General features: G+C 49.5%; 16 protein-coding genes and 1 tRNA gene. 8 read left to right on the top strand and 9 right to left on the bottom strand.

The genetic code is table 11. The features are described from left to right. Nucleotides 1-76: 76 nt before the first annotated feature. The gene (locus K5X84_RS00250) at nucleotides 77-586 is read left to right on the top strand and encodes a LuxR C-terminal-related transcriptional regulator (RefSeq protein WP_222236114.1); all 510 of its coding nucleotides are present in this window, start codon (nucleotides 77-79) and stop codon (nucleotides 584-586) included. A gap of 432 nt (nucleotides 587-1018) precedes the next feature. Here K5X84_RS00250 and K5X84_RS00245 read toward each other — a convergent pair whose 3' ends face one another. From K5X84_RS00245 to K5X84_RS00235, 3 genes are all read right to left on the bottom strand, one after another. Continuing rightward, nucleotides 1019-1831, bottom strand: coding sequence for a hypothetical protein (locus K5X84_RS00245; RefSeq protein ID WP_222236112.1), 813 nt, complete (start codon nucleotides 1829-1831; stop codon nucleotides 1019-1021). A 257-nt stretch (nucleotides 1832-2088) separates the two neighbouring features. Further along, nucleotides 2089-2165, bottom strand: a tRNA-Arg gene (locus K5X84_RS00240). 63 nt (nucleotides 2166-2228) lie between these two features. Next, nucleotides 2229-3791, bottom strand: a complete 1563-nt coding sequence (locus K5X84_RS00235) for a serine hydrolase (RefSeq protein WP_222236111.1) — start codon at nucleotides 3789-3791, stop codon at nucleotides 2229-2231. Nucleotides 3792-3947: 156 nt separating this feature from the next. On the opposite strand from K5X84_RS00235, the gene K5X84_RS00230 reads away from it, so the two are divergent. From K5X84_RS00230 to K5X84_RS00220, 3 genes are read left to right on the top strand one after another with little or no spacing between them, the layout of a single operon-like run. After that, entirely contained in the window at nucleotides 3948-6038 is a 2091-nt protein-coding gene (locus K5X84_RS00230; RefSeq protein ID WP_222236109.1) for a TonB-dependent receptor, read from the top strand. A 3-nt stretch (nucleotides 6039-6041) separates the two neighbouring features. Beyond that, entirely contained in the window at nucleotides 6042-7085 is a 1044-nt protein-coding gene (locus tag K5X84_RS00225) for a PepSY-associated TM helix domain-containing protein (protein ID WP_222236108.1), read from the top strand. 15 nt (nucleotides 7086-7100) lie between these two features. Continuing rightward, complete coding sequence (locus K5X84_RS00220; RefSeq protein ID WP_222236106.1) at nucleotides 7101-8636, top strand: leucyl aminopeptidase family protein; 1536 nt, start codon at nucleotides 7101-7103, stop codon at nucleotides 8634-8636. A gap of 54 nt (nucleotides 8637-8690) precedes the next feature. Here the strand turns inward: K5X84_RS00220 and K5X84_RS00215 are convergent, their stop codons facing one another. From K5X84_RS00215 to alr, 4 genes are all read right to left on the bottom strand, one after another. Continuing rightward, nucleotides 8691-10049, bottom strand: a complete 1359-nt coding sequence (locus K5X84_RS00215) for an amidohydrolase family protein (protein ID WP_222236104.1) — start codon at nucleotides 10047-10049, stop codon at nucleotides 8691-8693. A 149-nt stretch (nucleotides 10050-10198) separates the two neighbouring features. Next, the gene (gene cydB, locus K5X84_RS00210; RefSeq protein WP_222236103.1) at nucleotides 10199-11200 is read right to left on the bottom strand and encodes a cytochrome d ubiquinol oxidase subunit II; all 1002 of its coding nucleotides are present in this window, start codon (nucleotides 11198-11200) and stop codon (nucleotides 10199-10201) included. Nucleotides 11201-11203: 3 nt separating this feature from the next. Next, the gene (locus K5X84_RS00205) at nucleotides 11204-12592 is read right to left on the bottom strand and encodes a cytochrome ubiquinol oxidase subunit I (protein ID WP_222236102.1); all 1389 of its coding nucleotides are present in this window, start codon (nucleotides 12590-12592) and stop codon (nucleotides 11204-11206) included. Between the two features lie 139 nt (nucleotides 12593-12731). After that, nucleotides 12732-13823, bottom strand: a complete 1092-nt coding sequence (alr, locus tag K5X84_RS00200) for an alanine racemase (protein WP_222236100.1) — start codon at nucleotides 13821-13823, stop codon at nucleotides 12732-12734. Nucleotides 13824-13961: 138 nt separating this feature from the next. Here alr and K5X84_RS00195 point away from each other — a divergent pair, with 138 nt between their 5' ends. The 3 genes from K5X84_RS00195 to K5X84_RS00185 are packed head-to-tail and all read left to right on the top strand — an operon-like array spanning nucleotide 13962 to nucleotide 17469. Beyond that, a complete protein-coding gene (locus K5X84_RS00195; RefSeq protein ID WP_222236098.1) occupies nucleotides 13962-16001 on the top strand; it encodes a S9 family peptidase in 2040 nt (679 codons plus the stop codon). Continuing rightward, nucleotides 15998-16819 (top strand): prephenate dehydratase, encoded by an 822-nt coding sequence (locus K5X84_RS00190; RefSeq protein ID WP_222236096.1) that lies wholly within the window; start codon nucleotides 15998-16000, stop codon nucleotides 16817-16819. The genes K5X84_RS00195 and K5X84_RS00190 overlap by 4 nt, the downstream gene beginning before the upstream one ends. Next, nucleotides 16819-17469, top strand: coding sequence for an alpha/beta hydrolase (locus K5X84_RS00185; protein ID WP_222236094.1), 651 nt, complete (start codon nucleotides 16819-16821; stop codon nucleotides 17467-17469). The genes K5X84_RS00190 and K5X84_RS00185 overlap by 1 nt, the downstream gene beginning before the upstream one ends. 19 nt (nucleotides 17470-17488) lie before the next feature. Here the strand turns inward: K5X84_RS00185 and K5X84_RS00180 are convergent, their stop codons facing one another. Both K5X84_RS00180 and purE read right to left on the bottom strand, forming a co-directional pair. After that, nucleotides 17489-18577 (bottom strand): ATP-grasp domain-containing protein, encoded by a 1089-nt coding sequence (locus K5X84_RS00180; protein WP_222236093.1) that lies wholly within the window; start codon nucleotides 18575-18577, stop codon nucleotides 17489-17491. Further along, complete coding sequence (gene purE, locus K5X84_RS00175) at nucleotides 18574-19065, bottom strand: 5-(carboxyamino)imidazole ribonucleotide mutase (protein ID WP_053954128.1); 492 nt, start codon at nucleotides 19063-19065, stop codon at nucleotides 18574-18576. The genes K5X84_RS00180 and purE overlap by 4 nt, the downstream gene beginning before the upstream one ends. A gap of 187 nt (nucleotides 19066-19252) precedes the next feature. Between purE and K5X84_RS00170 the strand changes: the two genes are divergently transcribed. Continuing rightward, complete coding sequence (locus tag K5X84_RS00170; RefSeq protein ID WP_199493944.1) at nucleotides 19253-19798, top strand: hydrolase; 546 nt, start codon at nucleotides 19253-19255, stop codon at nucleotides 19796-19798. Nucleotides 19799-19807 lie beyond the last annotated feature (9 nt).

The following is a 19807-nucleotide window of genomic DNA, read 5'->3' as shown; positions in this document are numbered from 1 at the left end:
CATGGTGAACATTAAGGTTTTTAAGGCGTTAATGCATCGGGCGGATGTCCTAAGCTTAGTAGTTTATGGGGAATTTATGACAATTGACCGACTGTTAATGGTGATATTTTTATTAATTGCGTTTGCTAACGTCTCTGACGTGGTAGCCGATTACCATATGCAAGTGGCAACCTGGCATCTGGCCATTGAGGGAATTACTGTGGTCATTTCGATTGCGGCATTTATTGTCCTTTGGCGACGGGTATTGCGGCGCAATCAAGAACTGAAGCAGGTAAAAGTTGCGCTATCGCGACACCAGCAGCGTGAAAAGGAAAGCACAGCGAACCATGAGTCGGGAAAAGAACATGATAAATCGCCAGATTCTTATACCGCCGTACAGTCCTGGTTCAAACAATGGAAGCTGTCTCCCAGTGAGCAAGAGGTTGCCGTGTTATTAATCAAAGGGTTGAGCTTTAACGAAATAGCCGAAGTCCGTAGTACCAAAGAAAAAACGGTCCGCCAGCAGGCATCGTCAGTCTATGCTAAGTCTGGTTTAAGTGGTCGCAACCAACTATCGGCTTGGTTGATTGATGCACTACTAGAGTAAGAATGTTTCTAGTCGGAAATTTATCTCTCACTAACTTTTTAAGCACATTTCATCAAATTGATATTCAAACCGTCGAGCGACTAATTAGGTCAGCCACAACAGCTAACGGTCACGCCGAAAAAACAGTAAAGAGAAGAATTAATAATAAATACGAAAGAGAGAAAATCGCTGTTAATTGTTTTCGCTTTATTTATCAATAAGTTAAATTATATCATAAAGCGTTTTTTTTCGATTTTTGAGCATCACGACGATCAGGGAATGTCAAAGATGCGTTTCAAAGACTCACCGCGACCTCGCAAACTCTCGGCGAGCTTGTTAGAACATTCAAGGTTAGAAATTCAAAATAAAGCGCGTTGTTGTGACTAAATACTGCAAGATTAACGGGAATCTCTTAGCCAGCCTACTTTGCCAGGCTGGCCACGCTGTAACCGACTAATTGTTACATGTACCGCCATCTAACACATTACAACTGTCGTCGCCTCGGTCACACGATGATGAGTTGCCGCAATACTCTTGTGGTAGCATTTGAGGCTCTACAGTTCCTCCACCGACAGAGCTGGTACCGACTTCCGTGTTTTCGAAAACGGGGCTCCCTTGGCTGCGTTGCATTGCAAAGCCGATACTGGTGTTTAACAGGTAGCTGGAGAACTTAGATTCAGAAACGGGCTTTTCATCATAATAAGTTTTGCCGACTGTCATCGCAACCAAGTCTTTATTGGCTCGACCAAAAACGACTGCGGCTGTAGCAGCAGAGTTGCAATCCATTGCGCCTACGACGCTTCCTGAAAGAGGTTTAAATAGTTTATATGAGCCGTCATTTTTGACTTTATAGGTATCCATACGGAAGCCCTCGGCAGAGCTGTCATCTTTGACAAGTATGCTATAACCAGTGACTTTATCTACGACCCCGTTGTTAAAGCCTTCGCCATAGATATGAATTGCCTGAACGTCGTGGTTAGTATCAAACGTAGAGTCAGTGACCCGTTGAGTAAGCTTCATTAAATCGGTCTTTTGAGCAAATACAATTGCCGTATCCACTTTATTAATACCGTAGCTCTCAACGCTCTTCATAATTGGCTCTCCGAGCCAGTGGCCCAAAACTGCACGCTCTGCGTCTAGGTGATAACCGTCAATATTAAAGATTGTATTGTCGTCAGTATTGTTTTCGTCGTTTGTAGCAGTGGCAGTTGCGGAGAAAAGTGAAACCAACATTGTTGAGAGAAACAAACGTTTTGATAGTTTCATATATTAGAAGTCCTTTCTTTATTCATCGCGTATATGCCTTTATTTCATCGGTCAACATCTGACGTCCCGATACGCGTTTCTATTTCTAAATGTTAAAAGCTTGAGAACCGCCGTCAGTTTCAGTTGCCATTAGCGTTACAATATTCATATCAATAAACTTTTTGTCAACCAAAGGTTAAGTGCTATCGACGACTGGACTTTGCTGGACACACTGTTGATTTTGTAAGTGGTTACTATCAAGGAAAGTCTTGCAGGAATGGCGCACCCGATAGGAGTCGAACCTATGACCTCTGCCTCCGGAGGGCAGCGCTCTATCCAGCTGAGCTACGGGTGCACGTGCTTTGGAAAGCGAGGGCATTATAGGGATTAGCCCCCGCTATGTCCAGAGTTTGCGCCGCTATTGCTTGTCCAGTTTCAGGTTATGAAAGTCAAAGCTAAAATCGGTAAAGTCAGCTACGGCTTCCATGGTTGCCGCTTCTACCTGATTACTCCGACTTACATCGAACTCGATAAAAGCATCGGCTTCTAACAAGGGTTCATCCCAGCGCACAATAAAGGTATTGCCGTTGTAATGCTCCAGCGAACCTTTCAGCATATCGGTATGGGTGAAATCTATGTGCAGAGCGTCGCTCTTCTCAGAAATAACGACATCGCCGTACCAGGCGTCGGTATAAGTTCCCGCATATTTCGATAACGCCAGCGATGGCTGGGGATCATCAACGGCTTCTACTTTAAAATCCGCTTTTTTCTGAATGAACTCATGATATTTCTTACTTTCCTTTGCGATCCAGTCCTGGTCCGGCACATCCAGAACGACTTCCAGAGACTCTTGCACTATTGCGGTCAACGCACCAAACGCCTGCTGATTACTCATAACCGTAATGGCGAATTCTTCCTCAGGAATAACGGTGGTAAAGGACAACATTCCCAGAATACCGCCACTGTGCGACACATGCTTAACGCCGTAATAGTCCTTCACAAACCAGCCAAGACCATAGCCACGAAAGTATGTGCCTTGCTCTGCCGCATCAGCCGACACCGGCAGTGGCGTGGTCAGCTGCCACATATCATGCAGCGACTCTTCCTTAAATAAGCGTTTGTCGGTCGGTGTTTCGCCTTCATTCAGCAGAGTCAGCAACCAGCGACTCATATCATCAACACTCGCTGCCGTTGCGCCAGCGGCAGAAAAGTCCTCTAAAAAGTCGAGCGGGAACCGATGCAATTCGCCATCCATTTCAATAGTACCTACCGCCACATTGTCGTAACTGGCATCAATGCGAGAAAAGCCAATGGTGCTTTCGTCCATTTGCATGGGCTCAAACAACGTTTGCTCAACGTACTGGTGGTACGGCACACCCGACATTTCGCTAATCACCTCACCTGCTGTCACAAACATTAGGTTGTTGTAGTCAAAGCGCTCCCGAAAACCATGCTCAATAGGCACATTCGCCAACCCGGCAATGACTTCGTTGGTGGTTTTGTCGGTGTTCGGCCAAATCATCAGATCGCCTGCGCCTAACCCGAGGCCAGAGCGGTGGCTCAGTAAATCACGAATGGTCAGCTCCCGAGTTATATAAGGGTTAGCCAGTTTAAAACCCGGCAAGTGCTCAATGACTTTATCGTCCCAGTCCACTTTCCCCTGCTCAACCAGAGTTGCCATAGCCGCAGCAGTGAAAGCTTTGGTATGAGAAGCTATGCCGAACAAGGTTGTTGGAGTAACTGGCTCTTGTGACTCAATATCGCGTACGCCAAAACCTTCCGCTAAAACCACTTCTCCGTCTTTTACGGCAACAACCGCCAGGCCCGGAATGTTAAAGGTATCCAGAGACTGTTCGGCGGTTTGACGAATTTTCTGCTCCAGTGAAACGCCCTCTTTCTGCTCAACCTTTGCACTGTCAGAGCAAGCCAATAACGCACCAGCAGCTGCGCTAACACACAAAATTTTAGATAGTGTTTTCATGATGGTATGACCTTTTTCTTGTTTTCTCTCAGACTACCACAACCTGTTTCGTTTTTACCGATATCAACTATAGCGGAAACTGAGTTAAGTTTTTATTGACACCAAAATGCGAATCGTTATCATTGGCGCCAAATTATTTAAATGATAAGGATTCTCATGTTTAAGAAGTCTCTTGCCCTTGCAATCCTCGCCGCAATTTCTGGTTCTGCGCTTGCACAACAAGCAAAAGTGGATGAAACCATCGAAATTAAAGCAACCCGTACCAGTATTCCACAAAGCGCTATTCCCGCTACCGTTTCGGTTATTGAGGGTGAAGAGTTGCGCCAGCAATTAAGTGTGGCCGAGTCCTTGTCAGATATTCTTGGAAACCTGATACCCGCCTATTCCCCGTCTCGCCAAAAGCTAACAAGCTCAGGCGAAACCTTAAGAGGCCGTCAGCCGCTTTACCTAATTGATGGCGTACCTCAATCCAACCCTCTGCGTAACGGGTCGCGTGCCGCCTACACCATCGATCCTTTCATGATTGAGCGTGTAGAGGTGATTCACGGTGCCAGCGCTATTCAGGGCATGGGCGCTAGCGGTGGTATCATTAACATCGTCACAAAGAAAGCCGAAGAAGGAACCAACCACGAGGTTAACGCTGGCTTTAGCGCGCCGGATTCTGAAGTTTCAGAAGGCTTAAGCTACCAAGCCGGATACCTTCTGCGCCATGGCAGCGGCAAATGGGACATTGTTTTCGGTGCTCAGTACCGTGACACCGGCATGTACGTTGATGGCAAAGGTCAGCTCATTGGTGTTGACGTTGCACAAGGCGACACCATGGATTCAAAAAGCTACGACTTATTCACAAAAGTCGGCTACGACATTGATAGCGAACAACGTCTTGAGTTTATGCTCAATCGCTTTGATATGGCTGGTAACGGCGACTATTACTCAGTAAACGGCGATCGCTCGGCGAATGTACCGACCTTATCACTTGAAGGCCAATACCCTGGCGATGCGCCTGAGAACGAAGTCACCACTTCAAGTCTGACGTACAGCAACAGCGACTTCTTAATGGCCGACGTAAACTGGCAGCTGTTCTTCCAGGACTTTTCCGCACTTTACGGTGGCGGTACCTATGCAACGTTTCAGGATCCTGCATACGGCGACGAAATTTTTGACCAGTCACGTAACGACTCTCGTAAATATGGTTCGCGCTTAACGCTAAACTGGAACAATGTTCAGCAGTCGCCTGTATCGGTTAGCGCAGGACTGGACTTTTTAGCTGACGAAACTTTCCAGGAGCTGGCTCAAACGGGTCGCAAATGGGTACCTGAGACTGAATTTGTAAACTGGGCTCCGTATGCGCAACTGCGCTATCAGGCAAACGGTCTGACTTTAAGCGGCGGTTTACGCTATGAATACGGAAAATTAAAAGCCGATGACTTCACTACTTTGGCATCTTACGGGTCTGTCTTCGTTGAAGGCGGTGAACCAAGCTTTAACGAGTTACTGGGTAATTTGGGCGCTGTTTATGCTCTGAACGACGAATGGCGTGTCTTCGCAAGTTATTCTGAAGGCTTCAGCATGCCCGACGTTGGCCGTGTGTTGCGCGGGATTTCAACACCTGACTTAAGCGTCAGCAGCTTCCTGGATCTACAACCGGTTATCGCTGACAACGAGGAAGTGGGTATTGAGTATCAGGGCAATGCATGGAATGCCTCACTGAGCTATTTCCGTTCAAGTTCTGATCTGGGCGCCCGCCTACAAGCCGATGCTGACGGTTTTTACAGTGTTCAGCGTGAAAAGACTGAAATTGACGGTATTGAGTTTAGTGCCGAGTATGCGCTATCCAATGACACCGCTCTAGGACTGAACTACGCTGACACTAATGGCGAGTATGACAGCAATGATGATGGTTCGGTCGATACTAAGCTAGGCGGCCGTAACATTGCACCGAAGCGTGCCAACCTGTTCTGGTCACAGCAGTGGACAGGCATGATAAGCAGCCGGGTACAATGGAATAAGCTGTTCGATCGCGACATTTACAGCGGTGAAGACGCCATCAACAACTTCGACGGCTACAACACCGTTGATGCCACCTTATTGGTTGAGACTCGTGATATGGGTCAGTTCTCGCTGGGTATTGAGAACTTATTCGATAAGTACTACTTCACCTATTACGCGCAAACGGTCGGCGGCGATAACCGTAACTTCACGGGTCGCGGACGCACCATTAGCTTTACCTGGAATTACCAATGGTAAGCCATGTCGCTTAAGCGCAAGCTGCCGACATTAACGCAATGGCACCGATGGCTGGGCTTAACGCTCAGCCTTTGGCTTTTATTGATGGCAATAAGTGGTTCGCTGCTACTCTACAAAAACGATCTGTTGCAGCTTTTTTATCCACAGCTCAATTTAGCGCAGCCCGTTGAAACGACAGACGCTGCCGCCGCTTTAGACCAGTTCGACAACGGCTACGCCCTCATGCCCACCGCTGACCGCCCTTGGCTTGAAGTGGTTAATGCGGACAAAACACACTTTTACTATGACGCCAGCGGCAATCTGCTGCTTGAGCGAGAATATCTAGGAGATCTCACCAGCTGGCTTGTTGAGCTGCACCATCATTTAGCACTCAACGAACTGGGTAAGGACATCATGGGAATTCTCGGCCTCTTAAGCTTAGTTCTTATCGGCACAGGCTTAATCCGCTGGTGGCCACGTAGAGGCAGTTTCCGGCGCGCTTTGTCAGTACGGTTTTTTAATCCGTTCACTAAGCGCGGTAGCCAAACCTTATGGCAGTTGCACCGGTTCATCGGAGCTGTACTTTTCCTTCCTGTCACTATCGTGCTAATAACCGGTACCGCCATCATGTACGCTGCTCCGGTAAAATCTGCACTAATTTTCCTACTCCCGTTCACTCAGTCAATTGAAACGCCTGTACCGCCTTCTATAACTGCTGATAACTGGCAACAACGGCTAGAGCTGGCAAAACAAGCTCTCCCAACGGCGGAGGCTCGTTTGCTTTATCTGGAAGATCCACGAATTAGAGCTAAGCACGCAAACGAATGGCACCCGAACGGCCGCAACTATATTGAGTTCTCAGAAACCGGAGCTGTGAGTCAGGTTATTGATGAGCGAGAAACCGCTCTCGGTAATCAAGTTTCGAATATGATTTACCCGACTCACGTGGCCTCGGTTGGCGGAGCTTTTTATTTGTTCATCGTGCTTTTATCGGGTTTGGCCTTAATCGCTTTGCCTGTCAGTGGGTTATGGTTTTATATTAAACGCAGACAACTCAAGAAAACCTAATTCAAGGAAAACACTATGTCGTTAAAACAAGTCATGAGTGCTTTGGCTGTTTCTTCGGTTTTGTCGCTGCCTGCGTTGGCAAGTGACTACCTGGACACGTCCACGAGCTTTTCTGATGAAAAAAAACACACCAAAACTCGCGTTATTTTTGTGCCGGAAGGTACGGCAGTTGAGCTACCAGAATGGTCAGGCTCTGATGTAAATGCCGTTAGTCGTGCTGCAGAGATTGAGGAATTTAAAGGCGAGGCGTCACAGTTAACCACGGTTATTGCCCCGGAAGGCACCAAAGCCAATCATCTGCTTCTGGCGGGCGTCGGTAACCCGGCTGAACTTTCCCGTTTTGAAGCGGAGAAGTTAGGCGCGTCTATTGCGGCTGCTTTAAAGCCTGAGCTAGAAAGCGTTGTTTTCGACACACGCCTAATTAGCAACCCGGGCATTGCCGCCGAACTGAGTTCGCACATGGCTCATGGCATCGACTTGCGCAACTATCGTTTTGACCGTTATCAGTCCGAGCCAAAAGAGCGTCCACAAACGGCTTACCATTGGTTAGTGAAAAGCCCTGACATGGCAGAGAAAAAATATCTGGCCTCGCGCGCCATTGCTGAAGGCGTGTTTGTTGCCCGCGACATTACCGCCCTGCCCGGCAGCGACGGATACCCTGAAGCCATTGTGAAGTTAGCTCAGGAAGCCATGAAAGACTTAAACATTGAGCTGACTATCGTCACGCCTGAGCAAGTTAAAGAAATGGGCATGGGCCTGCTTCACAGCGTTAGCCAGGGCAGCCAACACGGCTCTTACCTACTGGCCGCGCACTATAAAGGCAGTAACGCTGATCCAATCGCATTGGTCGGTAAAGGCAATACCTTTGACACCGGTGGCTATAACTTAAAAACCAGCTCCTCTTCTATTTTGCGCATGCAGACCGACAAAGCGGGCGCTGGAGCCGTTATTGGCGCGGTTATGGCGTTAGCGGCACAAGAAGCACCGGTAAATGTCGTTGCTGTAGCACCGCTGTCGCACAACCTTATTTCTGGTTCAGCAACTCTGCCCGGGGACGTGGTTAAAGCCGGTGACGGTACTTTGGTAGAAATTGCCAACACCGACGCCGAAGGACGTCTGATTCTTGGCGACGGTAACTGGTATGCCAACGACAAGTTCAAACCTCGTGCCATTGCCAATATTGCGACCTTAACCGGTTCGAAAGTTGGTGCATTGGGCACGGGCTACGCTGCTTTATTTGCCTCCAAAGACGACTTACGCTCAGCCATTATTGAGGCTGGCAATGTAACAGGTGAAAAAGTCTGGGAACTGCCATTAGAAGGCTATGACGGTATTATCGACAGTCCGCTGGCCGATATTCGTAACATTGGCTCTCCGGGCACACAGGCCGGTGCAGCGTTTCTTAAGCACTTTGCCGGTGATACGCCTTGGATCCATATCGATATGGCCGCTGACGCTATGGTCAGTTCAGATACCGGTATTCACCCGGCTGGGCCAACCGGCTTTGGAGTGCGCTTGTTAACCGAATGGGTTCATCAGTTAGAACAATAAGCAACGCCAGGCTTCTCATTAAAGGCACCCGCCAATGGGTGCCTTTATCTCTGGCTACTGCGCATAAGCAGCGCGAATTTCCTCAACTTTCTTATCAATAGCTTCACGGCTAAGCCATTGCCCACGCACCATAACCCCCAGGTTCTCACGCAAGGTGTCTGGATTCTCCAAAGGGTTATCCTTTAACAGAATAAAGTCAGCACGATGCCCGGCAGCAACTCGCCCAAAGGTGTCCTGCTCAGAAAAGTAGTCTCCTGCCGCTACCGTGGCGGAACGCAGAATATCAGCCATAGGTATACCCGCTTCTGACATCAGACGTATTTCGTGGTGTACCGAATAACCCGGAACACTGAACAACTGTGGCGCGTCGGTTCCAAAAATAATTTCCGCGCCGCCTTCGTGCAGAGCGTGTAATAGCTTTTGACGATTTTCCTGCTGCACTTGTGCTTGTTCCTGATTGAAGTAGCTGCTGGGGTTATTGTAGTAGTTTAGCCAGCCTTCCCGAACAGCCGTTGGTACCAACTGAATTTCCGGGTAGTCTTTCAGTTTGTCGGGATCAGCCGCACCGATCAGGGTTTTCCATAAGGCCTGGGTGGGGACTACCGCAACGTCGTGCTCCAGTGTCATAGCCACCAGCAAATCAAGTTCGTCCTGCGTTATTTCTCTGTTCATGGCATCAACGTAAGCCAGGTAACCATCCAGGTGATCAATGGTTCTCTGGCCTGCTTCCATGGCTCGTTTTAATCCGACCTCTGCCGGCACATGTCCGGCAAAGTCCATGTCCGCCTGTCGAGCCGTGCTTGCCATGGCCTCATATTCTTCAAGGGTTAACCCCGGATGCACTTTGAGTAAATCCCACCCTTCATCGCGTTGTGCAATAACCCGCTCCGTAACCTGTTCAACCGACTCTATGGTATTGCCACTGAAGCTGGGCCCGGCCAAATATAACGTTGGACCCAGGCGCTTACCCGATTCAATGTCTGATTTCAGCTGCAGCTGGTGCGGATAACCCAACATGCCACGCACTGTTGTTACGCCATTGGCAATGTACAAAAACAACATGTCGTCAGCGTAGCGTTTAGGGAAGTCACCAAAGTCTGTTGCCGGCGGCACATGGCCGTGCATTTCTGCCATGCCCGGTAAAACGTATTGCCCCTCAGCATCAATGATTTGCGTGTTGTCATCAAAAGCCGGAGCTTCAGCATTGGAGAACACACCGCTAATATAGCCGTTATTCACCACCAGTGTTTGTTGATCAATGACATTGGGCTCGCCTTTAAGCCAGTCAACAAGGGTGACGTTCTTAATGACGTAGTCTGCGCTGCGAGTCTCATTACTCTGAGGTTCGGCGTTGTTACAAGCCGATAAAAATAAGGCCGCAACCGCTGCGGCCAGAAGGTGAGTCAATTTCATGTTGGTTGCCTCCGGCGTAAAATCTGCCTTTAGCCTAGCGCAAGCTTACAATAAAGCCCAGCGGATAAGGCCGCCAACTAAAGTGACAGCCAGCACACCCAGACACCACAGTCCGACAAACCACAACCATTTTTTAAATACAGGCTTCATCAGTCGTGATATCCACTGTCTGAATCCACCTTGCCGCGGAACACCCAGTAGGTATAACCAGTGTAAGCGAAGATAATAGGCAGAAGTACCACGGCGCCAATAAGTAAAAACTTCAGGCTATTATCCGGCGCGGCTGCCTGCCACAAGGTAATGCTGCGCGGAACCAGGTAAGGGAAAATACTGACTGCAAACCCGGCAAAAGACAAAAGAAACAGTCCCAGGCCCCACAAATAGGGTCTGCCTTCCTGCTTTTTATGCAGCGAGCGCAGTAACCCAAGCGTAATGCCTACCAGCAGAATTGGTAGCACCCACAAGCCAACCGAGGCCGGATAAGTAAACCAACGTTCCGCAATAAATGGGTCTACATAGGGCAAATAAAGACTCACAAAAGCAATGCAAGCGACCAATAAAAGAGCGCTGTACCAGCCCGCCCTATAACTTTGGCGTTGCAGGTCACCGTTTGTTTTCATTACCAGCCAGGTCGCTCCCAGCATCATGTAGCCAATAACCACTGCAACACCGCAGAAAAAGCTAAACGGGGTTAACCAGTCAAACCAGCCGCCGGAATAGGCTCGGTCTGTTACCTGAATACCCTGTAGCATTGCGCCCAGCATAATGCCCTGACTCAAAGCCGCTATCAGCGAACCAACAATAAAGGATAAGTCCCAGATACCTTTTGCTCGTTTGGTTTTAAAACGATACTCAAAAGCCACGCCGCGGAAAATCAGCCCCAGCAGCATAGCAATAACCGGCATATAAAGTGCCGGCATGAGCACCGAATAGGCCAGCGGGAACACCGCCAGCAAACCACCACCGCCCAGTACCAGCCAGGTCTCATTTCCATCCCAGACTGGCGCCACGGTGTTCATCATTACGTCGCGATCTTCTTCCTTTTTAAACCAGGGGAAAAGCAATGCAATTCCCAGGTCAAAGCCGTCCAGCGCAACATAAGCAAATACGGCGACCGAAATTAATATTGCCCAAATCAGTGCGTAATCCATAGCTTAGGCCTCCTCATCGTAAATGCGCTCAGCCGCCATTGTCGGCTTATGTTTGGCATAGTCGGGAATCGTCACTTTTTCAGGATCCGCTGCCATTTTTCGCAGAATATAAAACGTACCGGCACCAAAAACGAGGAAGTAAACCACAATAAAGGCTATCAGACTGCCTGCGACACCGGCTTTATCAATAGGAGACGCCGCATCGGCGGTTCGTAGCAAGCCCTGAATAACCCAGGGCTGACGCCCCACTTCGGTGACTATCCAGCCGGCAATTACAGCGACAAAACCCATGGGGCCCATAAACAAACTAAAGCGCAGTAGCAGGCTGTTGTCATAAAGCTTGCCTCGTAACCGTTGTAAACCGGACCATAACCCCGCCAGTACCATCAAGAGCCCTATTCCGACCATGACTCTGAATGACCAAAATACGGTTGCCACTGGAGGCCAGTCTTCGCGCGGAAACTGATCCAGCCCGGTCACTTCGGCATTAATGTCATGCTTCAGAATAAGACTGGCAAGCCCCGGCACCTTCAAAGCGTAGTCCACTTCCGCCGTTTCTTCGTTGGGCAATCCGAATAAATACAGTGGCGCCCGGGCTTCGGTGTCAAAGTGCCCTTCCATTGCAGCTACTTTTGCAGGTTGATATTCCTGAGTATTCAGCCCATGGAAGTCGCCGACCAGAACCTGCAATGGCGCAACAATTAACGCCATCCACATGGCCATGGAGAACATTTTGCGTGCGGCGGCGTTGGTTTTGTCCTTTAGCAAATGCCAGGCACCGACTGCACCCACCACAAAGGCCACTGTCAGGTAAGCCGCTAACAACATATGCGCCAGCCGATATGGAAAAGAAGGGTTAAATACCACTTCAAACCAATCGGTCACCACAAATTGACCAACGTCATTCATAGCATAGCCTGCCGGGGTCTGCATCCAGCTGTTTACTGACAGTATCCAGAAAGCAGAAATGGCAGTACCGACTGCAACCATCAAGGTAGCAAAGAAGTGCAGCTTTTCACCCACTTTGTTCATACCAAACAGCATGACACCCAAGAACCCGGCTTCAAGGAAGAACGCAGTCAGTACTTCGTAACCCATTAACGGTCCGATAACCGGCCCTGCTTTGTCCGAGAATACCGACCAGTTAGTACCAAACTGGTAACTCATCACAATGCCTGAGACCACGCCCATACCAAAAGCAACGGCGAATATTTTGACCCAGTAACGGAATAGTTTCTGATAAACCGGATTTCGTGTTTTTAAGAAAAGGCCTTCCAGTACCGCCAGGTAGCTGGCCACACCGATGGTGAACGCAGGAAAAATAATGTGGAACGCTATCGTAAAAGCGAACTGAAAGCGCGCCAGAAACAATGCGTCGAAACTTTCGAACATAGCAAACACCCTTAACTGAGGTTTGTCTTAAGTATACGCCTTTGTTGACAAAGATCAGGGTCAAAGATGTAAAGCTTGTAGGATAAATACTAATAATTGCCATACTTTTTGTATGGCTAATACTCAGAAGTTGAGTCTGTTAAACAACGACCCGCGGAACACGTCCGCTGACGCCGGTCAGTAAATGCCAGGAAATAGTATCTGCGCAGGCCGCAACCTGTCGCACATCAACGTTCGGTCCCCAAAGCTCAACATCGTCACCCAACTGCACACCCTCAATGCCCGTGACATCTATCGTCAACATGTCCATAGAGACTCGCCCCGCTAAAGTGACACGTTTGCCTCGGATCATTGCTGGTGTGCCATTTTTCGCCTGTCGCGGATAACCGTCCGCATAGCCCATAGCCACCGTTGCAATGACCGTTGGTCGCTCAGCACTCCAGGCGCTGCCATAGCCGACCGACTCACCCTTTTCCAGCTGATGCAATGCAATGACCGGGGCGACCAGCCGCATCGAGGGTTTTAGCGCCGACTGTACTTCGGTCACATTCGAGGGGTTTACGCCGTAAAGCAATAAACCTGCACGGGCCCAGTCATTTTCCTGAAGTGACCACTTTGTATCAGGGTTCAGTAAGCCTGCCGAATTATGGAAGCTGCGCGCCTGATAGCCATTGAGCGCTTCCGATAACTGACAGAACTGTTGTTTTTGCTCTGCATTCAGCCGATGGTTCGCATCAGCGTTAGCCAAGTGTGACATGAGCGTTACGCCAGCCACATTGTTACTGGCATTTAAGCGCTGCAATGCTTGCAGGGCTTGTTCTTCAGACCAGCCCAAGCGGTGCATGCCGGTATCGACCTTTAACCACACCCACAATGGTTTACTTAAAGCTCCCGCCTCTATGTCTAGTAATTGCTGCTCGCAATGCACCACCGGGCTTAAGTTGTTTTCTGCACAAACCCTAAGTTCAGACGAGGAAAAGCAGCCCTCTAAAATAACCAACGGCCCTTTGTATCCGCATTCCCGAACGGCTAGCGCTTCTTCCATGAACCCAGCAGCCATGCCGTCCACATGCGGTTCTAGCGCCTTTACTGCGGGCTCAACACCATTCCCGTAGCCATCGGCTTTAACAACTCCCAGCAATTTCCCGCCAGCCATCGTCTTACGCACCCACTTAGCGTTATGCGCTATTGCAGCGGGCGATATTTCTGCGCGAGTTTGGCGGTAGTGCATGGGCTTTCCTTCTAAATTTTTTGACAACATTCGGAAAAGGTTTTCAGTTTACCGTATTTTCTGCCAACTTGAACGGAACTCTTTGCATCACCTCGTCAGCTTCAGTAACGTAAAGCTATACTTAAAAGGAGAACAACAATGTGGTTAAAACAATCCGTCATTGCCGGTAGCTTAATGCTACTTTTTACTTCCGCTCCAGCGTTATCAGACGATACATTCAAGGCTGAAGACATTTTCCAGCTCGAGTACGCCAACCAAGTCAGTATCTCTCCTGACGGTAAATACATTGCGTACATACGCAACAGCTTCGATGATATGAAAGACAATACTCGTCGATCATTATGGCTGATTGATACCGAAACCGGTCAACATTTACCGATTTTTGATGATAAATACAACTACGGCAGTCTGGCCTGGTCAAACGACGGCACTCGTCTTGCCTTTGCGTCTAATCGCTCGGAAAAGAACCAAATTCATGTGCACTGGATTAAAGAACAGCGCACCGCTAAAGTCACTCACGTAAGCGAGAGCCCGGGCAGCATTAGTTGGTCTAACGACGATACTCAACTGGCATTTACCATGTCGGTTAAATCTGAACCTACGCCCTTTGCTAAAAGCGTAAAAAAGCCAGCTAAACCCAAAGGCGCGAAGTGGTCCAAATCGCCTATTATTGTTGAAGAAGCTTATTATCAGCGCGACGGTAAAGGTGTTCTGGAACCGGCGCACACACAACTCTTCGTGGTTCCGGCTGAGGGTGGCAGTGCACGCCAGCTGACCGATGGTCCTTACCGACATGGCGGCCCGCTGGCCTGGACAGAAGGCGACAGCCATATCGTATTTTCCGGCAACCGCTCGGAAGACTGGGCTTACCAGGTGAATGAAAGCGACCTTTACAGCGTCAGCCTGAGCTCAAAAGAAGTGGCGCAGGTCACTGACAAGCCCGGCCGCGAGTCGTCGCCGCAGTTCTCTCCTGACGGCGAGCGTCTGGCTTACTTACACAGCTCTAACGAGCCGGTGCCTTACCATAAGTCACAATTGTGGGTCATGGACTGGAGCGAACGCTCAGAGATAGAACTTCAAGCTGACTTTGACCGTTCTTTCAGCTCGCCACAGTGGACGGGCAATGAATCACTGGCGGTTTCATACGCCGACCAGGGCAAAACCGTTGTTGCTGATGTCACATTGAACAATGAACTGACAAACCGAGTGGATAACGTTTCCGGTGTTTATGTCAGCCGCCCTTATACCATGGGCTCGTTTACTGCCTCAAAAACTGGCGCCATTGCCTACACCAAGGGGTCCGAATATCGCCCCGCCGATGTCGGTTATCAGCCACAAGATGGTGAAGCGGTTCAGTTTACTCAGCTTAATGAAGACCTGCTTGGTCACCGTGAGTTGGGTGAAGTTCACGAAATTCGCTATGAGTCGCGCTATGACGGCGAAGAGATTCATGGCTGGTACATTACTCCGCCAAACTACGATGAAAACAAAGAGTACCCGTTACTATTAGAAATACATGGCGGTCCTCACCTGTCTTACGGTCCGCATTTTGCCGCAGAACACCAGCGCTATGCAGCCGAAGGCTATGTGGTGCTTTATGTAAACCATCGCGGCAGTACTTCATACGGTAAAGACTTTGCCATGCTGCTGGACGGCAACTACTCGTCACCTTATGACTTTGCTGATCACATGACTGGCATTGATTTACTCATTGATAAAGGCATTGCCGACTCAGACAACCTGTTTATTGCCGGCGGTTCTGCAGGTGGCATCGCCACAGCCTACGCAGTCGGGCTGACCAACCGCTTCAACGCAGCGGCAGCCACTAACCCGGTTATTAACTGGGTCAGCAAAGTACTGACGGCTGACAGCTCAATTGGTCAAATTACCAACCAATTCCCGGGGATGCCATGGGAAGAGCTAGAGCACTACTGGCAGCGCTCGCCACTGTCTATGGTCGGTGACGTTGAAACACCAGTCATGCTGTTTACCGGCGAGAAGGATCGTCGTACGCCGATATCGGAGACCGAGCAGTTCTACCAGGCATTGAAGCTGCAAAAAGTAGATACAGCTATGGTTCGTGTTCCGGGCGCTTTTCATGGCGTTACAGCTCGTCCTTCCAACATGATTGCCAAAATTGAGCATGCACTGGCCTGGTTCGAGCAATATAAGAAATGAAGCTAGCCACTTTAGGTCCTGCCGGCACCTTTTCAGAGGTTGCCGCGGGGCTCTTCCAGCCTGAACAAGATCACGACATTCAGTTACTGGATAACCTGGTCAGCTGCCTGGAGTCGGTTGGACGAGAGTGCGACGCTGCCGTTGTTCCTATTGAAAATTTGACCGAAGGCTTCGTCTCTCCGGTCGTCGACTACTTGGTGCAAAGGCCCTTACGCATTCAGGCGGAAATCCGTATTCCTGTTGGCTTCCAATGTCTCAGTAATAGTACGAAGCCTACCCAGATATGGGCACAGTTTGTCGCAGCAGGACAATGTAATTCGTACTTACACAAGCTCGGGCTGCCCATTATTCATACGGCCAGCAACGCCGCGTCGCTTCAAGCTCTGCTGGCGGCTGAAGAGGCCTCTGCAGCCATAGTTCCCCAACACATTAGTTGCCCGCAGACGTTGCAGGTATTGAATAACAATATCGCTGACAACCCACGCAACGAAACACGCTTCGTGGTATTATCCGCTGCGTCTGAAGAGCCGGAATACAGAAAGGATGAGCACTGGAAAAGCAGCTTGCTGCTCATTGATGACAACGACCATCCCGGCTTGCTGGTCGACAGCTTGCAGGTGTTTGCGAAGCAGCAAATTAACTTAACCTCCATAGTTTCGCGGCCGGCGGGTAGTCAGTTTGGTGACTATCATTTCTTCATCGACTTTGATGGCCACCGCAGCGAACTGGGTGTCGCTTCGGCTCTTGAAGAATTGGCCGCTATGAACAACATTCACTGGCTGGGTTCTTACCCTGCCGCAGAAATAGGAAAGCAGTAATGTCTCTGGAAGTCATAAAACACGAACCGGCAGGCACAGCCGACGCCGTTATCATTTGGTTGCATGGCCTGGGAGCCTCGGGCAATGACTTTGTCCCTATGACCGAGCACTTAAAATTTGCCAACGCGCAGGTTCGCTTTTTGTTTCCTCACGCACCACAAATGCCGGTCACCATAAACCAGGGTATGGTCATGCCTGCCTGGTACGACATTACCGACATGAGCATCGACCGCCAGATAGACAGCGAACAATTGCGCGAGTCAGCGGCCAAAGTGCATGCCATGATAGACGAGCAAATTGCTCAGGGCATCGACAGTAAACGCATTATTATTGCCGGGTTCTCACAAGGCGGCGCCGTGGGTTATGAAGCCGCTTTAACCTACCCGAAACCGCTGGCGGGTTTAATGGCCCATTCTACGTACTTTGCCACCGCTGGTGACATTCAGGTGAATGAGGCTAACCAAGAGCTGCCAATTTTGGTGCAACACGGAACTCAGGACCCGGTTGTTCCGGAAGTTCTTGGCCAGAAAGCCTGTGCAATTTTGAAAGAGAAAGGGTTTTCAGTGACGTATCAAACCTACCCAATGCCGCACTCGCTGTGCTTAGAACAGGTTCAAGATATGCAGAAATGGCTGGATGAGCGGTTTTAACCGCTCATCTAAGCAGGTATTAACTCGCTAACAGTTGCAGTTTATCCGCCCACATAGAGGCTAAATTCTCGCCCCGCTCAAACGAATCAATCATAATATTCACATGACCCACTTTACGACCGGGTCGCGCATCCTTGCCATACCAATGACATTCAGCGGCCGCCGCTTCCCATAAAGCTTCCGGAATACCCGCAACGCCAATCACGTTCACCATTAAGGTGGGGGCTATCAGTAAGTCGGGCAGCGGTAAACCGGTAATGGCGCGAATGTGCAGGTTGAACTGGTCACAATTAGCGCCACTCATCGTCCAGTGCCCTGAGTTGTGAACCCGCGGAGCCACTTCGTTCACCAGCAAATGTTGGTTTTCGCCTTCACCAACGACAAAGAACTCAATAGCTAATACACCCACGTAATCCAGCGCGTCGGTCAGCTTCTTATGATGCTCTTTGGCTAACGCCTCAAGCGCTTTAGAAAAATGCTCTGCGCCAGCCAGACTGTAAGACAGAATACCCTGAGTATGGACGTTTAATGTCAGCGGGAAACAGCGCTGCTCTCCCTTGTGTGAGCGAGCTCCCACAACAGAAACCTCGTCGGTAAAGTTAATCATGTCTTCAACAATACCCGGGCGTTGCCCTGCCTCTTCAGCGACAGCGGCGATGTCCTCACCCGGCTTCCAGCGCCACTGGCCCTTGCCGTCGTAGCCGCCTTTCGCCGACTTAATGACAACCGCATGGTTGCAGCCTTCTAAAATAGCCGTCAGCTCAGCCACATTCTCATAGGCTTTCCAGGCGGAAGTGGGAATATCGAGTTCATCACAAAGCGCTTTTTGCGTACGACGATCAACTAAGCCGTTGAAACGCTCTGCTTTTAATAAGAACTTATCGGCCGTTTTAGCAACCAGCTCTTCGCCTAAATGCTCGTGCTCCCAGGTGGTTACATCTGCCCAGTCATTCGCCTCGGCTAACGTCATTGCCAAAGGTTGTTGGCTACCTAAAGCCATCACCTTATCCAGTCGGTCACTGTATAAGACACATTCATGCCCCTGTTGAATAACGGCTTTACCCAGCATTTGACCTAACTGCCCGTTGCCAAGGATCAAAATTTTCATTTTGGCAGCTCCAAATCTGAGTTCGCCATCACTTTCTCTTTCTGAGCTTTGCGGAATTCATGTACGCGTTTACGCACTTCGCTGTCAAAGCTGCCAATAACCTGAGCAGCCAACAAGCCCGCATTGGCCGCACCGGCATCACCAATCGCCAGAGTACCAACAGCGACACCTTTAGGCATTTGCACAATAGACAATAAACTGTCTAAACCTTTTAATTGCTTGCTTGGAACCGGCACACCAAACACAGGAATAGCCGTATAAGCCGCCAGCATACCCGGCAAGTGAGCAGCGCCACCGGCGCCGGCAATAACCACAGGCACTCCGTCTTGCTCGGCTTGTTCCATAGTCGACTTAAGTAAGTCCGGCGTACGATGCGCAGAAACGACCTTCGCCTGCCACTTTACGTTCAGCGATTCCAGCATTTCTGCTGCTTTTTGCATTACCGGCCAATCGGACTGGGAACCCATTAGAATCAATACCGGAGCCATGGTGTCACCTTTTATTTACTGTTTTGGATGTGCATCTGCATTTGGGAAGGCGAGGATTGTAGCCATTGGCCGCCTTAACTGCAAATTTCATGGGTGATTATTGACCAAATTAAGACTTTTTGCTGATAGATAGATTAATGGGCTAAGGTTAGTATGTGAACCGACTTTCTACCAACAGGAATAAACAATGCTGCTTAGCGCTAAAGATTCTCTATTACTCATTGTCGATGCTCAGGAGCGACTGTTGCCTGCAATTCATCAACGAGACGTTGTCACCTCGCGAATGCGTTGGCTGGGTGAAATTGCTATGCAGTTGGACTTGCCTATTCTTATTACCGAACAGTACCCTAAAGGTTTAGGCTATACCGTTGATAGTCTGCAAGAGATCATTGAAGCCGCCCGCGTTGTCGAGAAGACACATTTCAGTGCGCTGCGTGACGATACCTTCCGCGATGTTCTCTCCGAGTACAATAAAAAACATGTGGTTATTATGGGTATGGAGACCCATGTGTGCGTTCTACAAACTGCAATAGAGCTTCAGGAATCCGGTTATCAAGTGTTTCTACCGGCCGATACTGTTGGTTCCCGTCGCCCCACCGATAAAGACAGCGCCATTGAACGTATGCGAACCGCTGGTGTAGAAATTATCACTTCTGAAATGGCCGCATTTGAGTGGCTTGAAAAAGCGGGCGGCGATACCTTCCGCCATATAAGCCGCAATTGGTTAAAATAACGCAACCTG

Source organism: Idiomarina abyssalis, assembly GCF_019797805.1.
Taxonomy (GTDB): domain Bacteria; phylum Pseudomonadota; class Gammaproteobacteria; order Enterobacterales; family Alteromonadaceae; genus Idiomarina; species Idiomarina abyssalis.
This window is presented reverse-complemented; position numbering and strand designations above follow the sequence as displayed.